Genomic DNA, 20,075 nt, shown 5'->3' on the forward strand with positions numbered 1-20,075 from the left:
CGCGCATCAGTCTTTGCGTTCCAGCAGCATGGCGTCGCCGTAGCTGAAGAAACGGTATTCCTGCTCCACCGCGTGCTGGTAGGCGGCGCGGATTTCCTCGTAGCCGGCGAAGGCGGACACCAACATCAGCAGCGTGGACTTGGGCAGGTGGAAATTGGTCAGCAGGCGGTCAACCACCCGGAAGCGGTAGCCCGGGGTGATGAAGATGTCGGTTTCGCCGCAGCCGGCGGCCAGTTCGCCGCCGCGCGCGGCGGATTCCAGCGCGCGCATGCTGGTGGTGCCCACCGACAGCACTTTGCGGCCGGCGGCGTGGGCTTCTGCGATCAGCGCGCGAGTGGTTTCCGGCACTTCGTAGATTTCGCTGTGCATCTTGTGCTCGGCGATATTGTCCACCCGCACCGGCTGGAAGGTGCCGGCGCCGACGTGCAGGGTGACGTAAGCCAGTTGCACGCCCTTGGCGCGCAGCTGTTCCAGCATGTCTTCGGTGAAGTGCAGGCCGGCGGTGGGCGCGGCCACCGCGCCGCGCTCGCGGGCGTAAACGGTCTGGTAGCGCTCGTCATCCTCGTGGCCGGCGCCGCGTTCTATATAAGGCGGCAGCGGCAGCTTGCCGGAAGCTTCCAGGATGTCGAAGAGATTGTCCTCGGCCAGGAAGCGCAGCTTGAACAGTTCGCCGTGGCGCTCTACCATTTCCGCCTCCCAGCGATCGGCGAAGATCAGCCGGGTGCCGGGTTTGGGCGATTTGGACGCGCGGACGTGGGCCAGCGCGGTATGCGCGTCCAGCACGCGTTCTATCAGCGCCTCGATCTTGCCGCCGCTGGCTTTTTCGCCGAACAGCCGGGCCTTGATCACGCGGGTGTCGTTGAACACCATCACGTCGCCGGGGCTGACCTGATCGATGAAGTCGGTGAAGCGCAGATTGGCGCGGTCATGGCCGGCGACGCGCAGCAGGCGGCTGGCGCCGCGCTCTGCCGGAGGGTGCTGGGCGATCAGGTGCTCGGGCAGGTGGTAGTCGAAGTCGGAAAGCTGCATAAGGCGTAAAAGATTCAGAATCGGCAAATTATACCTGCGCCGCCGCCGGCCGGCATCAGCTTAGTGAGCGAAGTGGCGGGATTTGCGCTGAATCAACATCGATTTTCGGCCAGGCGGTAAAAACTTCCCAGGCGGAAAAACGCCCGTGGATACTAGTGCTTTGACTCGAAGATCCGCCGTGTTCGCCATCCAAACAACTGTTTGAAATGATGCAAAAGCTAGACATCTTGCAGCGAATTGCGGCAAACTCGCGCCCAAGATGATAAACAGGAGCAGGCTTTGACCGGAAAAATCCTCGTGTTGCATGGCCCCAACCTCAATCTGCTGGGACAGCGGGAGCCGCAGCACTACGGCCGGGAAACGCTTGACGATATCAACCAGCGGCTGGAACAGCAGGCTAGCGCCGCGGGGTTTGAATTGTCGGCATTGCAGAGCAATGCGGAACATGTGTTGATTGATCGCGTGCAGCAGTGCCTGCATGACGGTACTGCCTTCATTCTGGTCAATCCGGCCGCTTTCACCCATACCAGCGTCGCCTTGCGCGACGCGCTGGCGGCGGTGCAAGTGCCGTTTATCGAAGTCCACCTTTCCAACGTTCATGCCCGCGAACCGTTCCGCAAGCATTCCTATTTCTCCGACCTCGCGGTCGGCGTGATCTGCGGACTCGGCGCCCACGGCTATGAACTGGCGCTTGCGCACGCCATCCGGCATCTTGCCGCGCAGGCCTAACTCACTCTACCGAATATCCCACTCGAAGGATTATCAATGGATCTCCGTAAACTCAAGAAGCTGATCGATCTCGTCGAGGAATCCGGCATCGCCGAACTCGAAGTGACCGAGGGGGAAGAAAAAGTCCGCATTACCCGCGTATCCGCCGCGCCGCAGATGGCCTACGCTCAGCCGATGACCGCGCTGCAAGTGCCCAACGCCCAAGCCGCCGCCGTGGCCGCGCCGGCAGCCGAAGCCGCCGCGCCGGCCAACAACGACAAGAATGCGATGAAGTCGCCGATGGTGGGCACCTTCTATCGCTCGCCGAGCCCGGGCGCCAAGAGCTTCATCGAAGTGGGTCAGAGCGTCAACGCCGGCGACACCCTGTGCATCATCGAAGCGATGAAGCTGATGAACGAGATCGAAGCCGACCGCTCCGGCGTGGTCAAGGCCGTTCTGGTCGAAGACGGCCAGCCGGTGGAATTCGGCGAGCCGTTGTTCATCATCGAGTAAGCCAGACGACAGGCAGACGGCAAGGGGGCACGGCGCAGCGTCTGTGCCCTTGTCGTTTGCCACGACAGCATTGGCGGCCCCCGCCGGCGACGACGCCGGCCGCGGAATCCGCCAGCGGAGAATTCCATGTTTGAAAAAATTCTGATTGCCAACCGGGGTGAAATCGCCCTGCGCATCCAGCGCGCCTGCCGCGAGATGGGCATCAAGACCGTGGTGGTGCATTCCGAGGCCGATCGCGAAGCCAAGTACGTGAAGCTGGCCGACGAATCGGTCTGCATCGGCCCGGCGCCCAGCGGCAAGAGCTATCTGAACGTGCCGGCCCTGATCGCCGCCGCCGAGGTGACCGATTCCCAGGCCATCCACCCGGGTTACGGCTTCCTGTCGGAAAACGCCGACTTCGCCGAGCGCGTCGAGCAGTCCGGCTTCGTGTTCATCGGTCCGCGTCCGGACACCATCCGCATGATGGGCGACAAGGTGTCGGCCAAGAACGCGATGATAGAAGCGGGCGTGCCTTGCGTGCCCGGCTCCGAAGGCGCTTTGCCGGACGATCCGGCCGAGATCGTCAAGATCGCCAAGAAGATCGGTTTCCCGGTGATCATCAAGGCCGCCGGCGGCGGCGGCGGTCGCGGCATGCGCGTGGTGCATACCGAGGGCGCGCTGATCAATTCGGTGCAGATGACCCGCACCGAAGCCGGCGCGGCTTTCGGCAATCCCACCGTCTACATGGAAAAATTCCTGGAAGAGCCGCGCCACATCGAAATCCAGATTCTGGCCGATGAATACGGCAACGCCATCTATCTGGGCGAGCGCGACTGCTCCATGCAGCGCCGCCACCAGAAGATCATCGAGGAAGCGCCTGCGCCGGGCATCACCGACAAGCAGCGCCAGAAGATTGGCGAAGCTTGCGCCGAAGCCTGCCGCCGCATCGGCTACCGCGGCGCCGGCACTTTTGAGTTCCTGTTCGAGCGCGGCGAGTTCTACTTCATCGAGATGAACACCCGCGTGCAGGTTGAGCACCCGGTGACCGAGATGATCACCGGCATCGACATCGTGCAGGAACAGATCCGCATCGCCGCCGGCGAGAAACTGCGCTACAAACAGAAGGACGTGGTGTTGCGCGGCCATGCGATGGAGTGCCGGATCAACGCCGAGGACCCGTTCACCTTCGTGCCGTCCCCGGGCAAGATCGAAAGCTATCACCCGGCCGGCGGCCCGGGCATCCGCATCGATTCGCATATTTACCAGGGCTACACCGTGCCTTCGCATTACGATTCCATGGTGGGCAAGCTGATCGCCTTTGGCGATACCCGCGAGCAGGCGATGGCGCGGATGCGGGTGGCGCTGTCGGAAATCTCCATTTCCGGCATCAAGACCAATATCCCGCTGCATCAGGAACTGTTCATGGACGCGGCCTTCCAGCGCGGCGGCACGTGCATTCACTATCTGGAGCAGCGTTTGTCGCAGCAGAAAAAAGGGGGCGCGTGATGGCCTGGCTGCAAGCCACCATTGACGCCGAGTCAACCGTCGCCGAGCGTCTGGCCGACGCGCTGATGGACGCCGGCGCGCTGTCCACCGCGATCGAAGACGCTTTTGCCGGCACCGAGCGCGAAGAGCCGATTTTCGGCGAACCCGGCGAGCCGGTGGACAAGCTGTGGAGCCGCAGCCGCATCATCACGCTGTTTGATGAAGCGGCCGACGTGGCCCTGCTGATCGCCGCCGCCGCCAACGCCTGCGGTCTGGCCCTGCCCAGCTACAATGTGGAGCGGGTGGAAGAGCAGGACTGGGTGCGTCTGACCCAGTCGCAGTTCGACCCGATCCGGATTTCCGACCGCCTGTGGATCACGCCGACCTGGCACGAGCCGCCGGCGCCGAACGCGGTCAATCTGCAACTGGATCCGGGCCTGGCCTTCGGCACCGGCAGCCATCCGACCACGCGCTTGTGCCTGCAATGGCTGGACGCCCAGCTGCAAGGCGGCGAAAGCGTGCTGGACTACGGCTGCGGTTCCGGCATTCTCGCCATCGCCGCGCTCAAGCTGGGCGCGGCCTCCGCCTTGGGCGTGGACATCGACGCGCAGGCGGTGCGGGCCAGCCAGGACAACGCGGAACAGAACCAGGTCAAGGCGGACTTCTGTCTGCCTGACCAGAACCCGGAAGCGGTCTACGACGTGGTACTGGCCAATATTCTGGCCAATCCGCTGCGCATGTTGGGCCAGTTGCTGGCGAGCCACGTCAAAACCGGTGGTAGAATCGTGCTTTCAGGCATTCTCGCCGAACAAGCCGAAGAACTGTCGGCCATCTATGAACAGTGGTTCCAGATGGACGCTCCGGTGTTCGACGAAGGATGGACCAGACTGACAGGAACCCGACGCCCCACGGTATGACATATACGACACAGTGCCCCAATTGCCAGACACGCTTCAAGGTCAATGATGCCCAATTAGCGGCCGCCAATGGCTTGGTGCGCTGCGGGCGCTGTTCGCATGTGTTCAACGCCACCGAGCATTTCGTCGCGGCGGAAGCGCCGCCGGCGGAACCTCCGCGCGCGGCGCCGCCGCCCGTCCAGACTCAGGCTCGGCAGAGTGAGGCGCTGGACGATTTCGAGCTGGAAGTGCCGGATTTCGATCCGGGCTCCAGCGCGACGGAAGCGCCGCCGGACGAACTGCTGATGCCGCCGCCGATGGCGGAGGCGGAGGAAGCCCCGGCCGCGCGCGCCGATGTCGAGGAGTTCCAGCGCGCACTGGCGGAGGCGATGCAGAATCGCCATGTCAGCGCGCCGCTGGGCAACCCCTTTGACGCCGAGCCGCCTGCCGTGGCGGAACCCGCGCCGGAGGTGTTCGGCAACCGCCGCCGCCCCGCGCCGGAGCCGGTGGCGGAGCCTGCGCCGGCAGCGGTTCCGGAACCCAAGTTCGAAGAGCCGCCCGCCAAGCCGGCGCCGGAGGCGCGCGTCGAGCCGCCGTCCAGCCACGGCGAAGACGAGCCGGACGAATCGCCGCGAAGACGCCATCCGGCGCTGACCTTCCTGGCCGTCGTCGCCTCGGCGATAGGCGTGCTGGTGTTGGCCGGTCAATTGGTGTATTTCAACCGCACCCGCATCGCCGCGGAAGTGCCGGAACTGCGCCCGACGCTGGAAAACCTCTGCGGCGCCGTAGGCTGTGCGGTGCCCTGGCCCACCGATATCGCCCGCGTGCGCACGGAGTGGTCGGAACTGGCCTTCGTCCCGGATTTCCCCAATCTGATCCAGCTGTCCGCCACGCTGAAGAACCACGCCACTTATTCCCAGGCCTATCCGATGCTGGAAGTGACGCTGAAGGATTCGGACGATCAGGTGCTGATCCGCAAGGTGTTCGCGCCCAAGGAGTATTTGAAGCCGGACGATTTCAAGCTCGGCCATTTCAATTCCAATAGCGAGGTCAAGGTCACCATGCGGCTGGACGCCGGCAAGGTGCATGCGATGGGGTATAGCCTTTACTGGTTCTATCCCTAGCGACCAACGGAGATAGCACCTCTCCCGTACTGATGTATGGTTGCCAGTGCGCTGTTTACCTCTAGTGGCCGCTCCGACAGTAGGCTGCTTCTTCAAAGGCCTGCCATGCCTGGCAGGCCTTTTTGTCTCCTTGGAACTTGGTGATCTGCCCTTTGTGACAGTCGGCAGAGCATTTCTTTTATTGTAATTTAACAAATTAATAAATTTGGTAAAACACTCTGCCCGGGGATGCGCTCATAACTTGCGATGCGAGGTGAGGAATGCTGCACCGTGTCAGCTGTGCGCTGGTGTTGTCAGGGATGCCATTTTTAGCTGTGAAAGCTGAAATGCTGCCGCTGGTGACGCCGGCGAAAACCGTATACGTGGTCTACCCTCCTGGGATCAACTGGGATAAGCGATCCGATACTCAACAAGGCGCTTGCGCCAACTTCAATACTACCTTTCTACCACCGGACCGCTGCCGGCAACCCAATCTGCCTGACTATATGGCCTTGTCGCTGATGACTTCGGCGGAGTGCCCGCCTGGTGCGGGATATTGGGCTAGCAGCCATAGCTGCGTATTGCCGGCCTGCCCGGATGCTTCCTGGACCTTGTCAGAGGATGGGCGCAGCTGCAGCAGGCCGGACCCAGAGCAATGCGTGGAAACCGCAATGCTGGCCCCATGGGCCAAGGCCGCTCCCGGCAAACCCTGCCCGCCACCTTGCAAGCCCGATATCAATGCCGTTACCCAAGAAAAGCTGCTGGCCGCCATCGTGTACGGTGAAAGCTCGGTGCAGCAAGTGAAGGAGGAGATGTACGGCATTGCTTCGGCGATGGTCAGGAAACGCGATGCCTGGCAACAAGGAGGGTCGCTGCAAAAGTTCCTGAAGAAGTACCCACAATATGCTTATGCGGTTACCGATGGCAATGTGCGTTACAAGGAGTTGATGTGCGCTAGTGATGCTAAAAAATACACGCAGGCATATGAGGCGGCGAGGAATGCTCTGGCCTATGGAGTGGATTACAGCAATGGAGGATGTTTTTGGGATGGCCGAGATCTGAAAGTGAAAGGAACGAGTGCTTATCGATATATAGAAGGTTTTAAATTTACATCTCCTTCTCATAATGTTTTTGATATCGCTGAACCTCCTGCTAAAAATAAGAGAGCAGAATTTGGATTTTATGATTATGTTTATGAGTCAACCTCCGCATATGGCGAAACCATTTTTTGGAAAATTAATGATCGTTATATGACGGCAAGAGGAGCAAAGCAATGCAATTGATTAGATTTTTTGCAGGGGTGTGGGGGGTTTATGCGGTGAGCTCTTTGGCGTCGCCATCAGCGGATATTGTGGAAAGCTGTCGCAAAATGAAGGTGGTATCACAAGGGGTGCAAGTTGAAGATGTGGTAAGTGGGTTTGCGAAGAAGGCTGCTGCCGGCTGTGAAAATCAACTGGAGGCTAAAGTTGATGGGAAAATATATGGGTATAGTACTTGTAATAGTCAGCAATATTTGATTGTGTCTAATAAATTCTTCCTAGCTTCTCAGGCAATTAATCATTCAATTGATAAAAATATTGTCCCGGGCAATACTTTTTCGGGTAGCTCAACAACTTTGCTGAATGTCAAAAAGGGAAGTGAATCTTACCTTTGTATCATTTCCCCCATTTTTGATAGTGGAAAATGGAATAATTATCTAACTTTCTATTTGATCAAGCATGGCCAGTCTAGTATAACCCCTGAAGTTGACTTTTATTTTATAGATAAAATCGATTGGGATAAATAATATTTGTCTTAATGAGCAGGGCTGATCGCGCTAGCCCACTTTTATTAGCAAACAGGCCTGTACTTACCGGCCTGTTTTTTTACACCTCAAGCTTTAGCGCTGGTAATGATTAGGACATGCGATACCTGGCAACAGGTTGGGTCGCTTCAAAAATTCATGAAAAGTACCCTCGGTATGCCTATGTGCTTACCGATGGCAATGTGCGTTACAAGGAGTTGATGTGCGCCAGTGATGCTAAGAAATACATGCAGGCATATGAAGCGGCGAGGAATGCTCTGGCCTATGGAGTAGATTATAGCAATGGAGGGTGTTTTTGGGATGGGGCTGATCTTAAGACCAAAGGGAAAAAGCATTATAGGTATAGCGATGGATTTCGCTTTGTCATGCAAGAGCATAATATTTATGGCATTGCCTCCCCTGTAGGTTTAAATAGAAAAGGAGGACTTGGCTCATATTACAATTATGCCTATGACTCCACTGCAGCATATGGAGGTACTATTTTTTGGAAATACAATGCTGATTTTATAGCGGCAGAAGGAGTAAAACAATGCAGGTGATTAAGGTTTTTTTAAGTTTGGTTGTGCTGTCATCTTGCGCTTGGTCCGCTCCATATGTTGATGTTGTTAATAGCTGTCGTAATGGAGTGCCTGCTGCAAAAGAGATAGGACTGACGAGGCTGGACGGCGGTGCTTTTGTTTTAAAGCCAAATAGTGGTTGCGAGTACCAATATCAAATACCATTTGGTGGTCGAAACTATGGTTATAGCACTTGCAATGATCAGCAGTATTTAATAGTTTCTGATCGATTTTTTCTCTCATCACAAGCGATTAATCACTCCATAGATAAGAATGTTTCCCCGGGTTATCCCTTTGCTGCGGGCTCTACTCGTTTCTATAGTGTCTTGAAAGGGAAGGAGTCTTATATTTGTGTGACGGCACCTGCTTATGAAAGTGGGAAGGGGGCTGCTTATGCTACTTTTTATCTTATCAAGCATGAGCCAAATTTGGCTACGCCAGAAGTGGATTTTTATTTTTTAGATGAAATAAAATAATTGAAAATACTAGTATTGGCTGCAGGAAAGCAAGGGAGTAAAAGCAATGCAATTACTTAAATGTATGGTTGGTATGATGATGATGGGTTCAAGCTATGTTATAGCAAATCGATCTGTTGATATAATTAATAGTTTCTATCAAGGCAAGGTGGCTTCTAATGATGTGAAAATGGAGGATATGGAAGGCATTTTTTTGATAAGTTTAGAGCTGGTTGTGAAGATTAATTAGAAGCTGGTTTTGAATGAGAAACCTATGGGGCTGTTACTTGTGATGAGAATCAATGCTTGATAGTTGCCAATAAAATTTTCCTCGCCTCGCAAGCCATTAACCGGTCAATTGATAAGCGGATTAGGCTCTGTGGTGCTTTTCAGCAGCAAGATCGGTTTGGCTTGCACTTTCGAAAGGCAATGAGTCCTATGTGCGCATGTTTAGAACTGCATTTGAAATAGGGAGGGAGCGTGGATATGCGCCTTTTTATTTAATGAAACATAGGCCCGCTCCTACTAAGCCGGAAGTATGTTTTATTTTCTATATAAAATTGACTGGTCTAAATGAATTTTGTCTGTGAATGGGTGGCTCGCATCACATCGTTGTCATTAATAAACAGGCTGGCATTCGCCGGCCTGTTCGCTTTTCCCGCTTAGTAAGGATCTTATTGCCGCGCGGTGCGGGTGTTGCCCACCGGCATCTCGCCGCAATTGCTGCGGAAGGGGTTGATGTCCAGTCCGCCGCGGCGGGTGTAGCGCGCGTAGACGGTGAGGCGGCTCGGCGCGCAGGCGCGGAGCAGATCGGTGAAGATGCGCTCCACGCATTGCTCGTGGAATTCATTGTGCTGCCGGAAGCCTATCAGGTAGCGCAGCAGCGCCTCACGGTCCAGCCGCGGGCCGGTGTAGCGGATCTGCACGCTGCCCCAGTCCGGCTGGCCGGTGACCAGGCAGTTGGATTTCAGCAGATGGCTGCACAGGGTCTCGCTGACAATGTCGCCGGCGTCGGCGCGCAGAATCTGCGGGCAGGGCGCGTAGTTGTCCACTTCGATGTCCAGATCGTCGATGCAGTCGCCGGCCAGTTCGGCCACGGTTTCGCCGCCGAACTGCTGCGGCAGCATGATGTCGACGCCTATCGGCTTGCCGGCGGCCGCGGACAGGTCCGCGGCCAGCTGGCGGCGCAGCGCGTCCAGGCCGGCCATCCGGGTCTGGTTATAGCTGTTCAGATAGAGCTTGAAGGATTTGGATTCGATCAGGTTCGGGCTGTCGGCCGGGATGCGGAAGGCGGCGATGCCCACCTGAGGCTTGCCGCGGGCGTTGAGCCAGGACAGTTCGAAACCGGTCCAGATGTCCACGCCGGCAAAGGGCAGCGCGGCGGCGTCCACGCCGATTTCGTCGCGCTTAGCCTGGCGCGGGATCGGAAACAGCAGATGGGGATCGTAATGATCCTGGTAGCTGACGGTTTTGCCCAGAGGGGATTGCTCCGGGGACATGGCTTGAGTGTTCATGGCTTGAATTATATCGATTTTCAAAGAGGCGGCAGATCGTGAGCCGCTTTTTAAAGCAGGCCCTTGCGCCACAGCGCCATCAAGTCCATGGTCAGCGCCACGCTGCAATGCAGCGCGATGCCCAGCCAGATGGAACGGTAGCGGTAGCTGAGCGCGCCCAGCGCGACGCCGGCTACGATGGCGGCCAGGCTCTCCAGCAGCGGTTTCTCAAAATGGATCATGCAGTAGGGCAGCACCATCACGAAGACGGCGCTGACGCCCAGCCGCGGTTTGAGGCCGTGCACCATATAGCCGCGGAAGAAGAACTCCAGCGCGGCGAACTGGGCGAAATACAAGAGCTCCCACAGCAGCCAGTGCGGCCATAAGCTCTCGCCGGGGCTGAGCCGGAAGAAGGGGTAGATCTTCAAAAAGCCCGGCTGGCCGGACGCCCACCATACCAAGGGCAGCATCAGGGCGTAGAACAGCGGGAACAGCTTCAGGTCCGTCTTCAGCGTGGCGCGGTCCGGCCAGGCCAGGCCGAAGTCGGCCAGCGGGCGGCGATCCAGCAGCCGGATGGCCAGCAGCGGCAGCAGGCAGTAGCTGGCGATGCTGGCCAGCGCCCAGTAGGCGGCGCGGTAGAGATCGGTGTCCGGGTTGTGCACCACCTGCTGGCGGAAGGACAAGCCCAGCGCCGGCCACCATTGCAGCAGCCAGTCCATCATCCAGTAACGGTTGGCGGGGTAGTAGAGCAAGGTCAGGCACAGGCAGCTGACCAGCAGCACGCCGGCGGTCTGACGGTCGGCCGGCGTCAGAAGAGGAGCGCGCGGGCCGGCCGGCATCTCAGCGCTCGCGGCGCATGAAGTCGCGCGGGCGGAAGCCGAGCGCGAACAGCGCGGCGAAATAGACGGCCGCGCCGGCCGACACCAGCAGGCTCAGCCAGGCCACGCGTTGCCAGGCCGGGCCGTGCCAGTGGACGGGCAGCAGCCATTGCAGCGCCAGCAGCGCGGCGGCCATGGCCGCGATGGCCACGGCCATCTTGCTGAGGAAGCCGCCCCAGCCGGCCGAGGGCTGGTAGATGCCGCGCTTGAGCAGCGCGCGCAGCAGCAGGCCGGCGTTGAGGCAGGAGGCGAGGCCGATGGACAGCGCCAGGCCGGCGTGCTTGAGCGGAAACACGAAGGCCAGGTTCATCAGCTGGGTCAGGCACAGGGTGATCAGCGCGATGCGCACCGGGGTCTTGATGTCCTGGCGCGCGTAGAAGCCGGGCGCCAGCACCTTGACCAGGATCAGGCCGAGCAGGCCGAAGGAGTAGGCGATCACCGCCTGCTGCGACATCAGCGCGTCGTGGGCGGTGAATTTGCCGTAGGTGAACAGGGTGGCCAGCAGCGGGCCGGACAGCAGGCCCAGGCCCACCGTGGCCGGCACCGCCAGCAGCAGGGACAGGCGGATGCCCCAGTCCAAGAGCACGCTGAACTCCCGGTCGGAGCGGGTGGCGGCGTGTTTGGACAGCGAGGGCAGCAGGATGGTGCCCAGCGCCACGCCCAGCACGCCGGACGGGAACTCCATCAGCCGGTCGGCGTAATACATCCAGGACACGCTGCCGGTGGGCAGGAAGGAGGCGAAGGTGGAGTTGATCAGCAAGGAGATCTGCGCCACCGACACGCCGAAGATGGCCGGCCCCATTTGCCGGATCACGCGCCAGACCGCCGGGTCGCGGAAGGCGAACACCGGGCGCGCCAGCATGCCTATCTGCTTCAGGAAGGGCAGCTGCCACACCAGTTGCACCAGGCCGCCGACGAAGACCGCCCAGGCCAGCGCCATGATGGGCGGATCGAAGCGGCTGCTGAAGAACAGCGCGAACACGATGAAGCTCAGGTTGAGGAAGGTGGGCGTGAAAGCCGGAATCGAGAACTTGCCCCAGCTGTTGAGCACGCTGCCGGTCATGGAGGACAGCGAAATGAAGAAGATATAAGGAAAGGACACGCGCAGGATGTCGGCGAACAAGGCGGCCTTGGCCGGCTCGCGGTAAAAGCCGGGCGCGGAAATCCACATGATCAGCGGCGCGGCCAGCATGCCCACGGCGGTAACCAGCAGCAGCACCGAGCCCAGCACGCCGGTGATTTTGGCGATGAATTCCCGGGTTTCCTCTTCGCTGCGCTGGTTCTTGTATTCGCCAAGAATGGGCACGAAAGCCTGCGAAAACGCGCCTTCGGCGAACAGGCGGCGCAGCATATTGGGAATCTTGAAGGCGGCGTTGAAGGCGTCGGCGGCCATGCCGGCCCCGAAAACGCGGGCGATGATGGTATCGCGGACCAGACCCAGGATGCGGGACACCATGGTCATGCTGCTGACAGCAGCCAGAGCCTTGAGCAGATTCATGTTGCGGGTGGTTTATCTAGCGTTGAGCAAGCCCGCTAGTGTACGCCGCCAGGTTTATTGTTGCAAAACCTGAGTTTAGGGCTTAGAATCGCGGGTTTCAGATTCCGCTCATCAGGAGAAAGATTCATGGCTAACAGCGCACAAGCTCGCAAGCGTGCACGCACAGCCCTTAAGCAGCGCGCGCACAACGCCAGCCTGCGTACTGCGTTCCGTACCGCAGTTAAGAAAGTGCTCAAGGCAGTTGAAGCAGGCGATAAAGCCGCTGCCAAGGTAGTGTTCCAGACTTCCGAAAAAGTGATTGACCGCATTGCTGACAAGGGCGTGTTCCACAAGAACAAGGCCGCTCGTCACAAGAGCCGTCTGTCGGCTCAGATCAAGGCCATGGCCTGATCACAGCCCAGCGCTGAAGAATACGCAAAGGCTCCGCATCGCGGAGCCTTTTGTGTGTCTGGCGCATCGATTTCCCTCGCTGGAGGCATGGCTATGTCGGGATGGACGGCTTGGGCGCTGGCTTTGTGCGCGGCGCAGACCCTGGCGGCGGAACTGCCGCAGCAACTGGCCGATTGCGGCCGCCTGGCGGACGCCAGGCTGCGTCTGGCCTGCTACGACGGGCTGGCGGCCGCTGTGCCCGCCGCTGTGGCGCCCGCAGCGCCGTCTTCCGCGGCCGCTGCGCCTCCGGAGCGCCCGCTTCCGGCCGCCGGCGTCGAGCCGGATGCCGCGCCGGCTTCCAGCCGGCTGGCCGAAGCCTGGGATCTGGACGGGCGCTCGCGCGGCGACACCTTCGGGTTTCGCTTATACCGCCCCAATTACTATCTGCCGGTCTGGCAGATGGCCAAGCCCAATAACGAGCCGCAGTCGCCGACCCGGCCGCCCAGCCAGACGCCGGGCGGGGAACTGGACAAGACCGAGGCCAAATTCCAGCTGTCGTTCAAGACCAAGGTGTGGGAAGACATTTTCGATACCCCGCTGAACCTGTGGTTCGCCTACACCCAGCAATCGCATTGGCAAATCTACAACCAGGCGCATTCCGCGCCGTTCCGCGGCACCGACTACGAGCCGGAACTGATTCTTACCTTCCCCTTGCCGTCCGCCTGGGCCTGGGGCGACACCCGGCTGCGCATGGGCGGCCTGGGTTTGTTGCATCAATCCAACGGCCGCGCCAATCCCTTGTCGCGCAGCTGGAACCGGGTGTACGCGATGGCGGCGCTGGACAACGGTCCGTTCACGCTGCAAGGCCGCTGGTGGGCCAGGCTGCCGGAATCCGGCGACAAGGACGACAATCCCGACATCGTCAAATACATGGGGCACGGGGATCTGCAGGCGATCTACCAGTACCGCGGCCAGACTTTCAGCGCCATGTGGCGGCCCAATTTCGACAGCGGCAAACATGGACTGCAACTGGACTGGAGTTTCCCGGTTAAGGGCAAGCTGCGCGGTTATGTGCAGGCTTTCGACGGTTACGGCGAAAGCCTGATCGATTACAACGTGCGCACCCGCGCGCTGGGCGTGGGGCTGACGATGAGCGACTGGCTGGAGTGAGTCTCGCCAGCTTTGGAGTTCGCTGCGCGGCTGTTGAAAAGATTGTGAACAGGCCCGAAGCAGGCCCGCCCATGGGCGGGCCCTGCGCTTATTGCAGCAGCGCGGCCGCCTGGCGCGCCATTTCGCCTTCCTCGTCGGTAGGCAGCACATAGGCCGCGCGTGGGCTGGCGGCGGTGGTCAGCCGCCGCGCCTGGGCCAGATTGGCGGCCTGGTCGGCTTCAAAGCCCAGCCAGGCCAGCTGTTGCAGCACCCGGCCGCGCACTTCCGGCGAGTGCTCGCCCACGCCGGCGGTGAACACCACCGCGTCCAACCCCTTCATCGCCGCCGCCAGGCTGGCCACTTCCCGCGCCACCCGGTAACAGAACAGCTCGATGGCCTCGCGCGCCGCCGGCAAATCGCTGGCCAGCAGTTCGCGCATGTCTGAGGACAGGCCGGAGACGCCGAGCAGGCCGGAGTTCTTGTACAGCTCGCGCCTCACCTCGGCCACGCTCATGCCTGCCTGTTCCTGCCAGTAGAGAATGACTTCCGGATCGATATAGCCGGGGCGGCTGCCCATCATCAAGCCGTCCACCGCGGAGAAGCCCATGCTGGACGCCATGCTGCGGCCGGCGTCCAGCGCGCAGGCGCTGGCGCCGCTGCCCAGGTGGCAGACCACCACCTTGGCGCGCTCCAGGCCCAGCTCCGGCAGCCGCCGCGCGATGGCGGCGTAGGACAGGCCGTGGAAGCCGTAGCGGCGGACGCCGTCGTCGTGCCAATGGCGGGCGATGCCGAAGCGGGTGGCCACTTCCGGCTGTTGAGCGTGGAAGGCGGTGTCGAAGCAGGCGAACTGCGGCAAACGGGCGTCGTATTCCTCGAAGGCGGCGATCACCGACAGGCTGACCGGCTGATGCAGCGGCGCCAGCGCCACGTAGTCCTCCAGCTGGGCGCGGATGTCGGCGTCCAGCCGCATGGCGGCGGTGAAACGGCCGCCGCCGTGCACCACGCGGTGCACCACGGCCAGCGGTTCCAGCTGCTGATCGGCCAGGCTGTTGATCACCGCGGCGATGGCGCTGCCGCGGCTGCCGTCGTCCAGCGCGTGGCGGCTCAGCGTCTGGCCCTTGCCGTCCAGCAATTGCAGCTCCGGCTTGGCCTGGCCGAAGCGGTCCACCATGCCGCGCGCCAGCAATTGGCGGCCGTCCGGCGCGAAGGCGCGGAATTTCAGCGTGGAGGAGCCGGCGTTGACGGCGAGCAGCACCCGGCTCATGTCCGCTGTCCGCTTTGCCGGCGTTTGTGCGCCAGCAAATTGGCCACGGCGGCGGAGGCGAGGCGGCCGTTGGCGTCGTCGGCGCGGCTGGTCAGCACGATGGGCGCGCGCGCGCCCATCACGATGCCGGCGGAGGCCGCGGCGGCCAGATACGTCAGCTGCTTGCCCAGCATATTGCCGGCCTCAAGATCCGGCACCAGCAGGATGTCGGGATCGCCGGCCACCGGCGAGACGATGCCCTTGCTGTCGGCGGCTTCGCGCGAGATGGCGTTGTCGAAAGCCAGCGGGCCGTCGAGGATGGCGCCGGTGATCTGGCCGCGGTCCGCCATCTTGCACAGCGCGGCGGCGTCCAGCGTGGAGCGCATCGCCGGATTGATGGTTTCCACCGCGGCCAGGATGGCCACCTTGGGCTGGCGTATGCCCAGCGCCTGGGTCAGGTCGATGGCGTTCTGACAGATGTCGCGCTTGGTCAGCAGGTCCGGTTCGATATTGATCGCGGCGTCGGTGATGAAGAGATAGCGCGGATAGGTCTCCACCTTCATGATCCAGACGTGGCTGATGCGGCGGTCGGTGCGGATGCCGGTGCCGCGCGCCAGCGCTTCGCCCATGAATTCGTCGGTGTGCAGGCTGCCCTTCATCAGGATGTCGGCGTAGCCGTCGCGGACCAGGCTCACCGCCTGTTCGGCGGCGGCGTGGCTGTGCGGCACGTCGACCAGCTCGAAGCGGCTCAGGTCCACTTCCAGTTCGTCGGCCAGCTTGGCCAGCCTGGCGGCGGGGGCCACCAGGATGGGGGTGGCGATGCCGTGGTCGGCGGCTTCCACCGCGCCCAACAGTGCCTCGCGGCTGCAGGGGTGGGTCACCGCCATCGGCAGCGGGCCCAGGCCGACGGCCTGTTGCAGGATGTCGGAAAAAGCGTGTTCGTCGCGTGTCATGGCGTGCTCCCTCAGGCCTTGATGTGATGGCCGCCATCGACATAGATGGTCTGGCCGGTCAGGCCGCGGGCGGCTTCGGAGATCAGGAAGGCGCAGGTGGTGCCCACGTCCTCGATTTCCACCAGGCGGTTTTGCGGCGCGCGGGCGATGGCGTCCTCGATCAACTGGTCGAAGTGGGCGATGCCGGAGGCGGCGCGGGTGCGCAAGGGGCCGGGGGACACCGCGTGCACGCGGATATTCTTGGCGCCCAGCTCGCTGGCCAGGTAGCGCGACACGCTTTCCAGCGCCGCCTTGACCGGACCCATGATGTTGTAGTTCTCCACCACCTTGTCGGCGCCGTAATAACTCATGGTGATCAGGCTGCCGCCCTGGCTCATCAAGGGTTCGGCCAGACGCGCCATTTCGATGAAGGAGTAGCAGGACACGCGCATCGCCTGCTGGAAGCCTTCCAGCGAGCAGTCGGTGACGCGGCCGTGCAGATCGTCCATCGGACAATAGGCGATGGAGTGAATGACGAAATCCAGTTTGCCCCATTGCTGACGAATGGCCTCGAACACCGCTTCCATCTGCCCCGGCTGTTCCACGTCCAGCGGCAGCACCAGCGGCGAACCCAGCTGGTCGGCCAGCGGACGCACGTATTTTTCCGCTTTCTGGTTCAGGTAGGTGACGGCGAACTCCGCGCCCAGGTCGCGCAGCACGCTGGCGCAGCCGTAGGCGATGCTGTTCTCGTTGGCGATGCCTACGATCAGGCCTTTCTTGCCGGCAAGAATGTTGCGAATGCTTTCCATCTGACCCTCTTGGTAAACCATGTGACCTCCGGGATTTGTAGGGTTGCAGGGCAGTATTGCGGGCTAATGAAGCAAAGGGATTTTTGTATTGACGATTCAGTCGGATATAATCGACGATTTGGCGGGAACGAAGGCTTGATCTTGGGGGCGTTCGTCCGCATCTGTCCGACTAGGCATGCCGAGCGTAAGTTCACGCTCGGATAGTGCAGTGCAGCATGAGTTCGGTTTATTATGCCATCATGATTACTGGTGGGGAAGCAAAGCTATGCCAATCTACGAATACCGTTGCGGCGCCTGCGGCGTTGCCAAAGAGCATCTGCAAAAACTCAGCGACGAGCCTGTCGCGCAATGCCCGGCCTGCGGCAGCGCGGAGTACCGCAAGCAGCTGTCCGCGGCCGGCTTCCAGCTGAAGGGTTCCGGCTGGTACGCCACGGACTTCAAGGGCGGCGCGTCCGCGTCCGGCTCTTCCTCCTCCGCGTCTTCGGACAGCGGCGGCGGTCATAGTTGCGGCACCGGCTGTGGGTGCGCGTAAACCTCGATGACGCCGCAAATCAAAATGACGCTTAAGGGCTATCTCGTCACCGGCTTGCTGGTGTGGCTGCCCTTGGCCGTGACGCTGTGGGTGTTGAACCTGATCGTCACTTCGCTGGACCAGACGCTGAACCTGTTGCCGCAGGAATGGCAGCCGGAGGCCTTGCTCGGCTTCCATCTGCCGGGCCTGGGCGTGGTGCTGTCGGTGCTGATTCTGTTGGGCACCGGCATGCTGGCCGCCAATGTGCTGGGTCAGCGCGTGCTGGACATGTGGGACGCGCTGCTGTCCCGCATCCCGGTGGTGAAAAGCATTTACAACAGCGTCAAGCAAGTCAGCGACACGCTGTTGTCCGACTCCGGCCAGGCCTTCAAAAAGGCGCTGCTGGTGCAGTTCCCTCATTCCGGCATGTGGACGGTGGCGTTTCAAACCGGCCCGCTGCCTGAAGTCGTGTCCGAATCGCTGTCCGACGACGAGTTCATCGGGGTCTACGTGCCCACCATCCCCAACCCGACCTCGGGTTATTTCGTGATGGTGGCCAAGAAGGACACCCGCGCCTTGAACATGAGCGTGGACGAAGCGTTGAAATACGCGATCTCCATGGGCATGGTGGCGCCGAACCCGCCGCCGGCCGCCCAGCGTCCGCGTCTGAACGACGAACATAATCGGCAGGGCTAGACCGACACCCTGTCTAGCCCTTAACGCCTTTCTTTCCCCCGGGCGGGGAAGCCTCACCGAATTTGAATAAAAAGGGTTTACCCAAATGCGTACCGACTATTGCGGACTTATTGACAAGAAATACCTCGGCCAGACCGTTACCGTGAAGGGCTGGGCTCACCGCCGCCGCGACCATGGCGGCGTGATCTTCATCGACCTGCGCGACCGCGAAGGCCTGGTGCAGGTGGTGATCGATCCGGACACCCCGGAAGCGTTCCAGCTGGCCGACAGCAGCCGCGGCGAATACGTGCTGTCCATCACCGGCATTGTGCGCGAGCGTCCGGCCGGCACCGCCAACAGCAAGATGATTTCCGGCGAGATCGAAATCCTGGCCAAGGACATCGAGATCCTCAACGCCGCCGCCACGCCGCCGTTCCAGATCGACGACGAGAACCTGTCCGAGAACGTGCGCCTGACCAACCGCGTGATCGATCTGCGCCGTCCGGCGATGCAGAAAAACCTGCGTCTGCGCTACAAGGTGGCGATGGGCGTGCGCAACCATCTGGACAAGCAGGGCTTCATCGACATCGAAACCCCGATGCTGACCCGCTCCACGCCGGAAGGCGCGCGCGACTACCTGGTGCCGTCCCGCGTGCACCCGGGCGAATTCTTCGCGCTGCCGCAATCGCCGCAGCTGTTCAAGCAATTGCTGATGGTGGCCGGCTTCGACCGCTACTACCAGATCACCAAGTGCTTCCGCGACGAAGACCTGCGCGCCGACCGTCAGCCTGAATTCACCCAGATCGATATCGAGACCTCGTTCCTGAACGAGGACCAGATCATGGACATCACCGAGGGCATGACCAAGGAGATCTTCCGCGACGTGCTGGGCGTGGAACTGCCGCAGTTCCCGCGCATGACTTACGCCGACGCGATGTTCTACTACGGCTCCGACAAGCCGGACATGCGCGTGGACCTGAAATTCACCGAACTGACCGATGTGATGAAGTCGGAAGAGTTCAAGGTGTTCCGCGGCGCGGCCGACATGGCGGGCGGCCGCGTGGTGGCCCTGCGCGTGCCGGGCGGTTCCGGCCTCAGCCGCAAGGAAATCGACGACTACACCCAGTTCGTCGGCATCTACGGCGCCAAGGGTCTGGCCTACATCAAGGTCAACGACGCCAGCAAGCCGACTGAAGAAGGCCTGCAGTCGCCCATCGTCAAGTTCCTGTCCGCTGACGGCCTGAAAGCCATCATCGAGCGCACCGGCGCGCAAAACGGCGACATCATCTTCTTCGGCGCGGACAAGGCCAAGGTGGTGAACGAGGCCATCGGCGCGCTGCGCATCAAGATCGGCCACGAACACGGCCTGGCCAACGGCTACTTCGTCAAGGAATGGCGCCCGCTGTGGGTGGTGGACTTCCCGATGTTCGAACACGACGAGGACGACGACCGCTGGACCGCCTGCCACCATCCGTTCACCAGCCCCAAGCAGGGCCATGAGGACCTGATGGCCACCAATCCGGGCGCCTGCCTGGCGCGCGCCTACGATATGGTGCTGAACGGCTGGGAAATCGGCGGCGGCTCCATCCGTATCCACCGCGCCGAGATCCAGGAAAAAGTGTTCGGCGCGCTGAAGATCAGCCCGGAAGAGCAGCAGAACAAGTTCGGCTTCCTGCTGGACAACCTGAAGTTCGGCGCGCCGCCGCATGGCGGCCTGGCCTTCGGCCTGGATCGTCTGGTGACGCTGATGTGCGGCGCGGAGTCCATCCGCGACGTGATCGCCTTCCCGAAAACCCAGCGCGCCCAGTGCCTGCTGACCAACGCGCCCAACGCGGTGGACGACAAGCAGCTGCGCGAACTGAACCTGCGTCTGCGTCAGAAGGCCGAGCCGTCCGCTTGATGCCGGTTTGACGCGATGCCGACGGCCGCTGCCCATGCAGCGGCCGTTTTTTATTCCGGGCCGGCCGGAGACGTCGGCTTGAACCTTGC

At 61.1% G+C, this 20,075-nt stretch carries 22 protein-coding genes; 15 read left to right on the forward strand and 7 right to left on the reverse strand.

The window, feature by feature from the left end; translation table 11 throughout:
- Positions 1-6: 6 nt before the first annotated feature.
- Positions 7-1,029 carry a tRNA preQ1(34) S-adenosylmethionine ribosyltransferase-isomerase QueA gene (gene queA, locus NK214_RS03505; protein ID WP_253313777.1) on the reverse strand — a complete coding sequence of 341 codons (1,023 nt, stop codon included), beginning with the start codon at positions 1,027-1,029 and terminating at the stop codon, positions 7-9.
- Between the two features lie 279 nt (positions 1,030-1,308).
- Between queA and aroQ the strand changes: the two genes are divergently transcribed.
- The 10 genes from aroQ to NK214_RS03555 all read left to right on the forward strand — a co-directional run bounded on the left by aroQ (position 1,309) and on the right by NK214_RS03555 (position 8,779).
- A complete protein-coding gene (gene aroQ / locus NK214_RS03510) occupies positions 1,309-1,758 on the forward strand; it encodes a type II 3-dehydroquinate dehydratase (protein ID WP_107801626.1) in 450 nt (149 codons plus the stop codon).
- Between the two features lie 36 nt (positions 1,759-1,794).
- Complete coding sequence (gene accB / locus NK214_RS03515) at positions 1,795-2,250, forward strand: acetyl-CoA carboxylase biotin carboxyl carrier protein (RefSeq protein WP_107798091.1); 456 nt, start codon at positions 1,795-1,797, stop codon at positions 2,248-2,250.
- Between the two features lie 126 nt (positions 2,251-2,376).
- The gene (accC, locus tag NK214_RS03520; protein WP_235084448.1) at positions 2,377-3,735 is read left to right on the forward strand and encodes an acetyl-CoA carboxylase biotin carboxylase subunit; all 1,359 of its coding nucleotides are present in this window, start codon (positions 2,377-2,379) and stop codon (positions 3,733-3,735) included.
- A complete protein-coding gene (gene prmA / locus NK214_RS03525; protein WP_107798093.1) occupies positions 3,735-4,631 on the forward strand; it encodes a 50S ribosomal protein L11 methyltransferase in 897 nt (298 codons plus the stop codon). Before accC ends, prmA begins: the two co-directional genes overlap by 1 nt.
- A complete protein-coding gene (locus tag NK214_RS03530; RefSeq protein WP_253313778.1) occupies positions 4,628-5,734 on the forward strand; it encodes a DUF3426 domain-containing protein in 1,107 nt (368 codons plus the stop codon). The genes prmA and NK214_RS03530 overlap by 4 nt, the downstream gene beginning before the upstream one ends.
- A gap of 260 nt (positions 5,735-5,994) precedes the next feature.
- Positions 5,995-6,996, forward strand: a complete 1,002-nt coding sequence (locus NK214_RS03535; RefSeq protein WP_227106835.1) for a hypothetical protein — start codon at positions 5,995-5,997, stop codon at positions 6,994-6,996.
- The gene (locus tag NK214_RS03540) at positions 6,987-7,499 is read left to right on the forward strand and encodes a hypothetical protein (protein ID WP_166450542.1); all 513 of its coding nucleotides are present in this window, start codon (positions 6,987-6,989) and stop codon (positions 7,497-7,499) included. The genes NK214_RS03535 and NK214_RS03540 overlap by 10 nt, the downstream gene beginning before the upstream one ends.
- Before the next feature lie 116 nt (positions 7,500-7,615).
- The gene (locus NK214_RS03545) at positions 7,616-8,056 is read left to right on the forward strand and encodes a hypothetical protein (protein WP_253313779.1); all 441 of its coding nucleotides are present in this window, start codon (positions 7,616-7,618) and stop codon (positions 8,054-8,056) included.
- Positions 8,047-8,550: a hypothetical protein gene (locus tag NK214_RS03550; RefSeq protein ID WP_253313780.1), complete on the forward strand. Its 504-nt coding sequence runs from the start codon at positions 8,047-8,049 to the stop codon at positions 8,548-8,550. The genes NK214_RS03545 and NK214_RS03550 overlap by 10 nt, the downstream gene beginning before the upstream one ends.
- A gap of 46 nt (positions 8,551-8,596) precedes the next feature.
- Positions 8,597-8,779 (forward strand): hypothetical protein, encoded by a 183-nt coding sequence (locus NK214_RS03555; protein WP_253313781.1) that lies wholly within the window; start codon positions 8,597-8,599, stop codon positions 8,777-8,779.
- A 424-nt stretch (positions 8,780-9,203) separates the two neighbouring features.
- On the opposite strand, the gene queF is transcribed toward NK214_RS03555, so the two are convergent.
- Genes queF through murJ form a run of 3 tightly spaced genes read right to left on the reverse strand, consistent with a single transcriptional unit; the run spans position 9,204 to position 12,398 of the window.
- A complete protein-coding gene (gene queF / locus NK214_RS03560; RefSeq protein ID WP_253313782.1) occupies positions 9,204-10,043 on the reverse strand; it encodes an NADPH-dependent 7-cyano-7-deazaguanine reductase QueF in 840 nt (279 codons plus the stop codon).
- Between the two features lie 50 nt (positions 10,044-10,093).
- Positions 10,094-10,861: a CPBP family intramembrane glutamic endopeptidase gene (locus NK214_RS03565; RefSeq protein ID WP_053077365.1), complete on the reverse strand. Its 768-nt coding sequence runs from the start codon at positions 10,859-10,861 to the stop codon at positions 10,094-10,096.
- A gap of 1 nt (position 10,862) precedes the next feature.
- Entirely contained in the window at positions 10,863-12,398 is a 1,536-nt protein-coding gene (gene murJ, locus NK214_RS03570; RefSeq protein WP_253313783.1) for a murein biosynthesis integral membrane protein MurJ, read from the reverse strand.
- A 126-nt stretch (positions 12,399-12,524) separates the two neighbouring features.
- Between murJ and rpsT the strand changes: the two genes are divergently transcribed.
- Both rpsT and NK214_RS03580 read left to right on the forward strand, forming a co-directional pair.
- Positions 12,525-12,788 (forward strand): 30S ribosomal protein S20, encoded by a 264-nt coding sequence (rpsT, locus tag NK214_RS03575; protein ID WP_048409254.1) that lies wholly within the window; start codon positions 12,525-12,527, stop codon positions 12,786-12,788.
- A gap of 93 nt (positions 12,789-12,881) precedes the next feature.
- Positions 12,882-13,937, forward strand: coding sequence for a phospholipase A (locus NK214_RS03580; RefSeq protein WP_253313784.1), 1,056 nt, complete (start codon positions 12,882-12,884; stop codon positions 13,935-13,937).
- Between the two features lie 88 nt (positions 13,938-14,025).
- Here the strand turns inward: NK214_RS03580 and NK214_RS03585 are convergent, their stop codons facing one another.
- Genes NK214_RS03585 through fabI form a run of 3 tightly spaced genes read right to left on the reverse strand, consistent with a single transcriptional unit; the run spans position 14,026 to position 16,900 of the window.
- On the reverse strand, positions 14,026-15,180 hold the full coding sequence (locus NK214_RS03585; RefSeq protein WP_253313785.1) for an acetate/propionate family kinase: 1,155 nt from the start codon (positions 15,178-15,180) through the stop codon (positions 14,026-14,028).
- Positions 15,177-16,112 (reverse strand): phosphate acetyltransferase, encoded by a 936-nt coding sequence (locus NK214_RS03590; RefSeq protein WP_235084438.1) that lies wholly within the window; start codon positions 16,110-16,112, stop codon positions 15,177-15,179. Before NK214_RS03590 ends, NK214_RS03585 begins: the two co-directional genes overlap by 4 nt.
- Positions 16,113-16,123: 11 nt before the next feature.
- Positions 16,124-16,900 (reverse strand): enoyl-ACP reductase FabI, encoded by a 777-nt coding sequence (gene fabI, locus NK214_RS03595; protein WP_107801628.1) that lies wholly within the window; start codon positions 16,898-16,900, stop codon positions 16,124-16,126.
- A gap of 265 nt (positions 16,901-17,165) precedes the next feature.
- Here fabI and NK214_RS03600 point away from each other — a divergent pair, with 265 nt between their 5' ends.
- The 3 genes from NK214_RS03600 to aspS all read left to right on the forward strand — a co-directional run bounded on the left by NK214_RS03600 (position 17,166) and on the right by aspS (position 19,986).
- Positions 17,166-17,432, forward strand: a complete 267-nt coding sequence (locus tag NK214_RS03600; protein ID WP_107798100.1) for an FmdB family zinc ribbon protein — start codon at positions 17,166-17,168, stop codon at positions 17,430-17,432.
- A gap of 6 nt (positions 17,433-17,438) precedes the next feature.
- Positions 17,439-18,107, forward strand: a complete 669-nt coding sequence (locus tag NK214_RS03605) for a DUF502 domain-containing protein (RefSeq protein ID WP_081550658.1) — start codon at positions 17,439-17,441, stop codon at positions 18,105-18,107.
- Positions 18,108-18,192: 85 nt separating this feature from the next.
- Complete coding sequence (gene aspS / locus NK214_RS03610; protein ID WP_227106853.1) at positions 18,193-19,986, forward strand: aspartate--tRNA ligase; 1,794 nt, start codon at positions 18,193-18,195, stop codon at positions 19,984-19,986.
- Positions 19,987-20,075: the final 89 nt, after the last annotated feature.

The organism is Chromobacterium sp. S0633, from assembly GCF_024158805.1.
Taxonomy (GTDB): Bacteria; Pseudomonadota; Gammaproteobacteria; order Burkholderiales; family Chromobacteriaceae; genus Chromobacterium.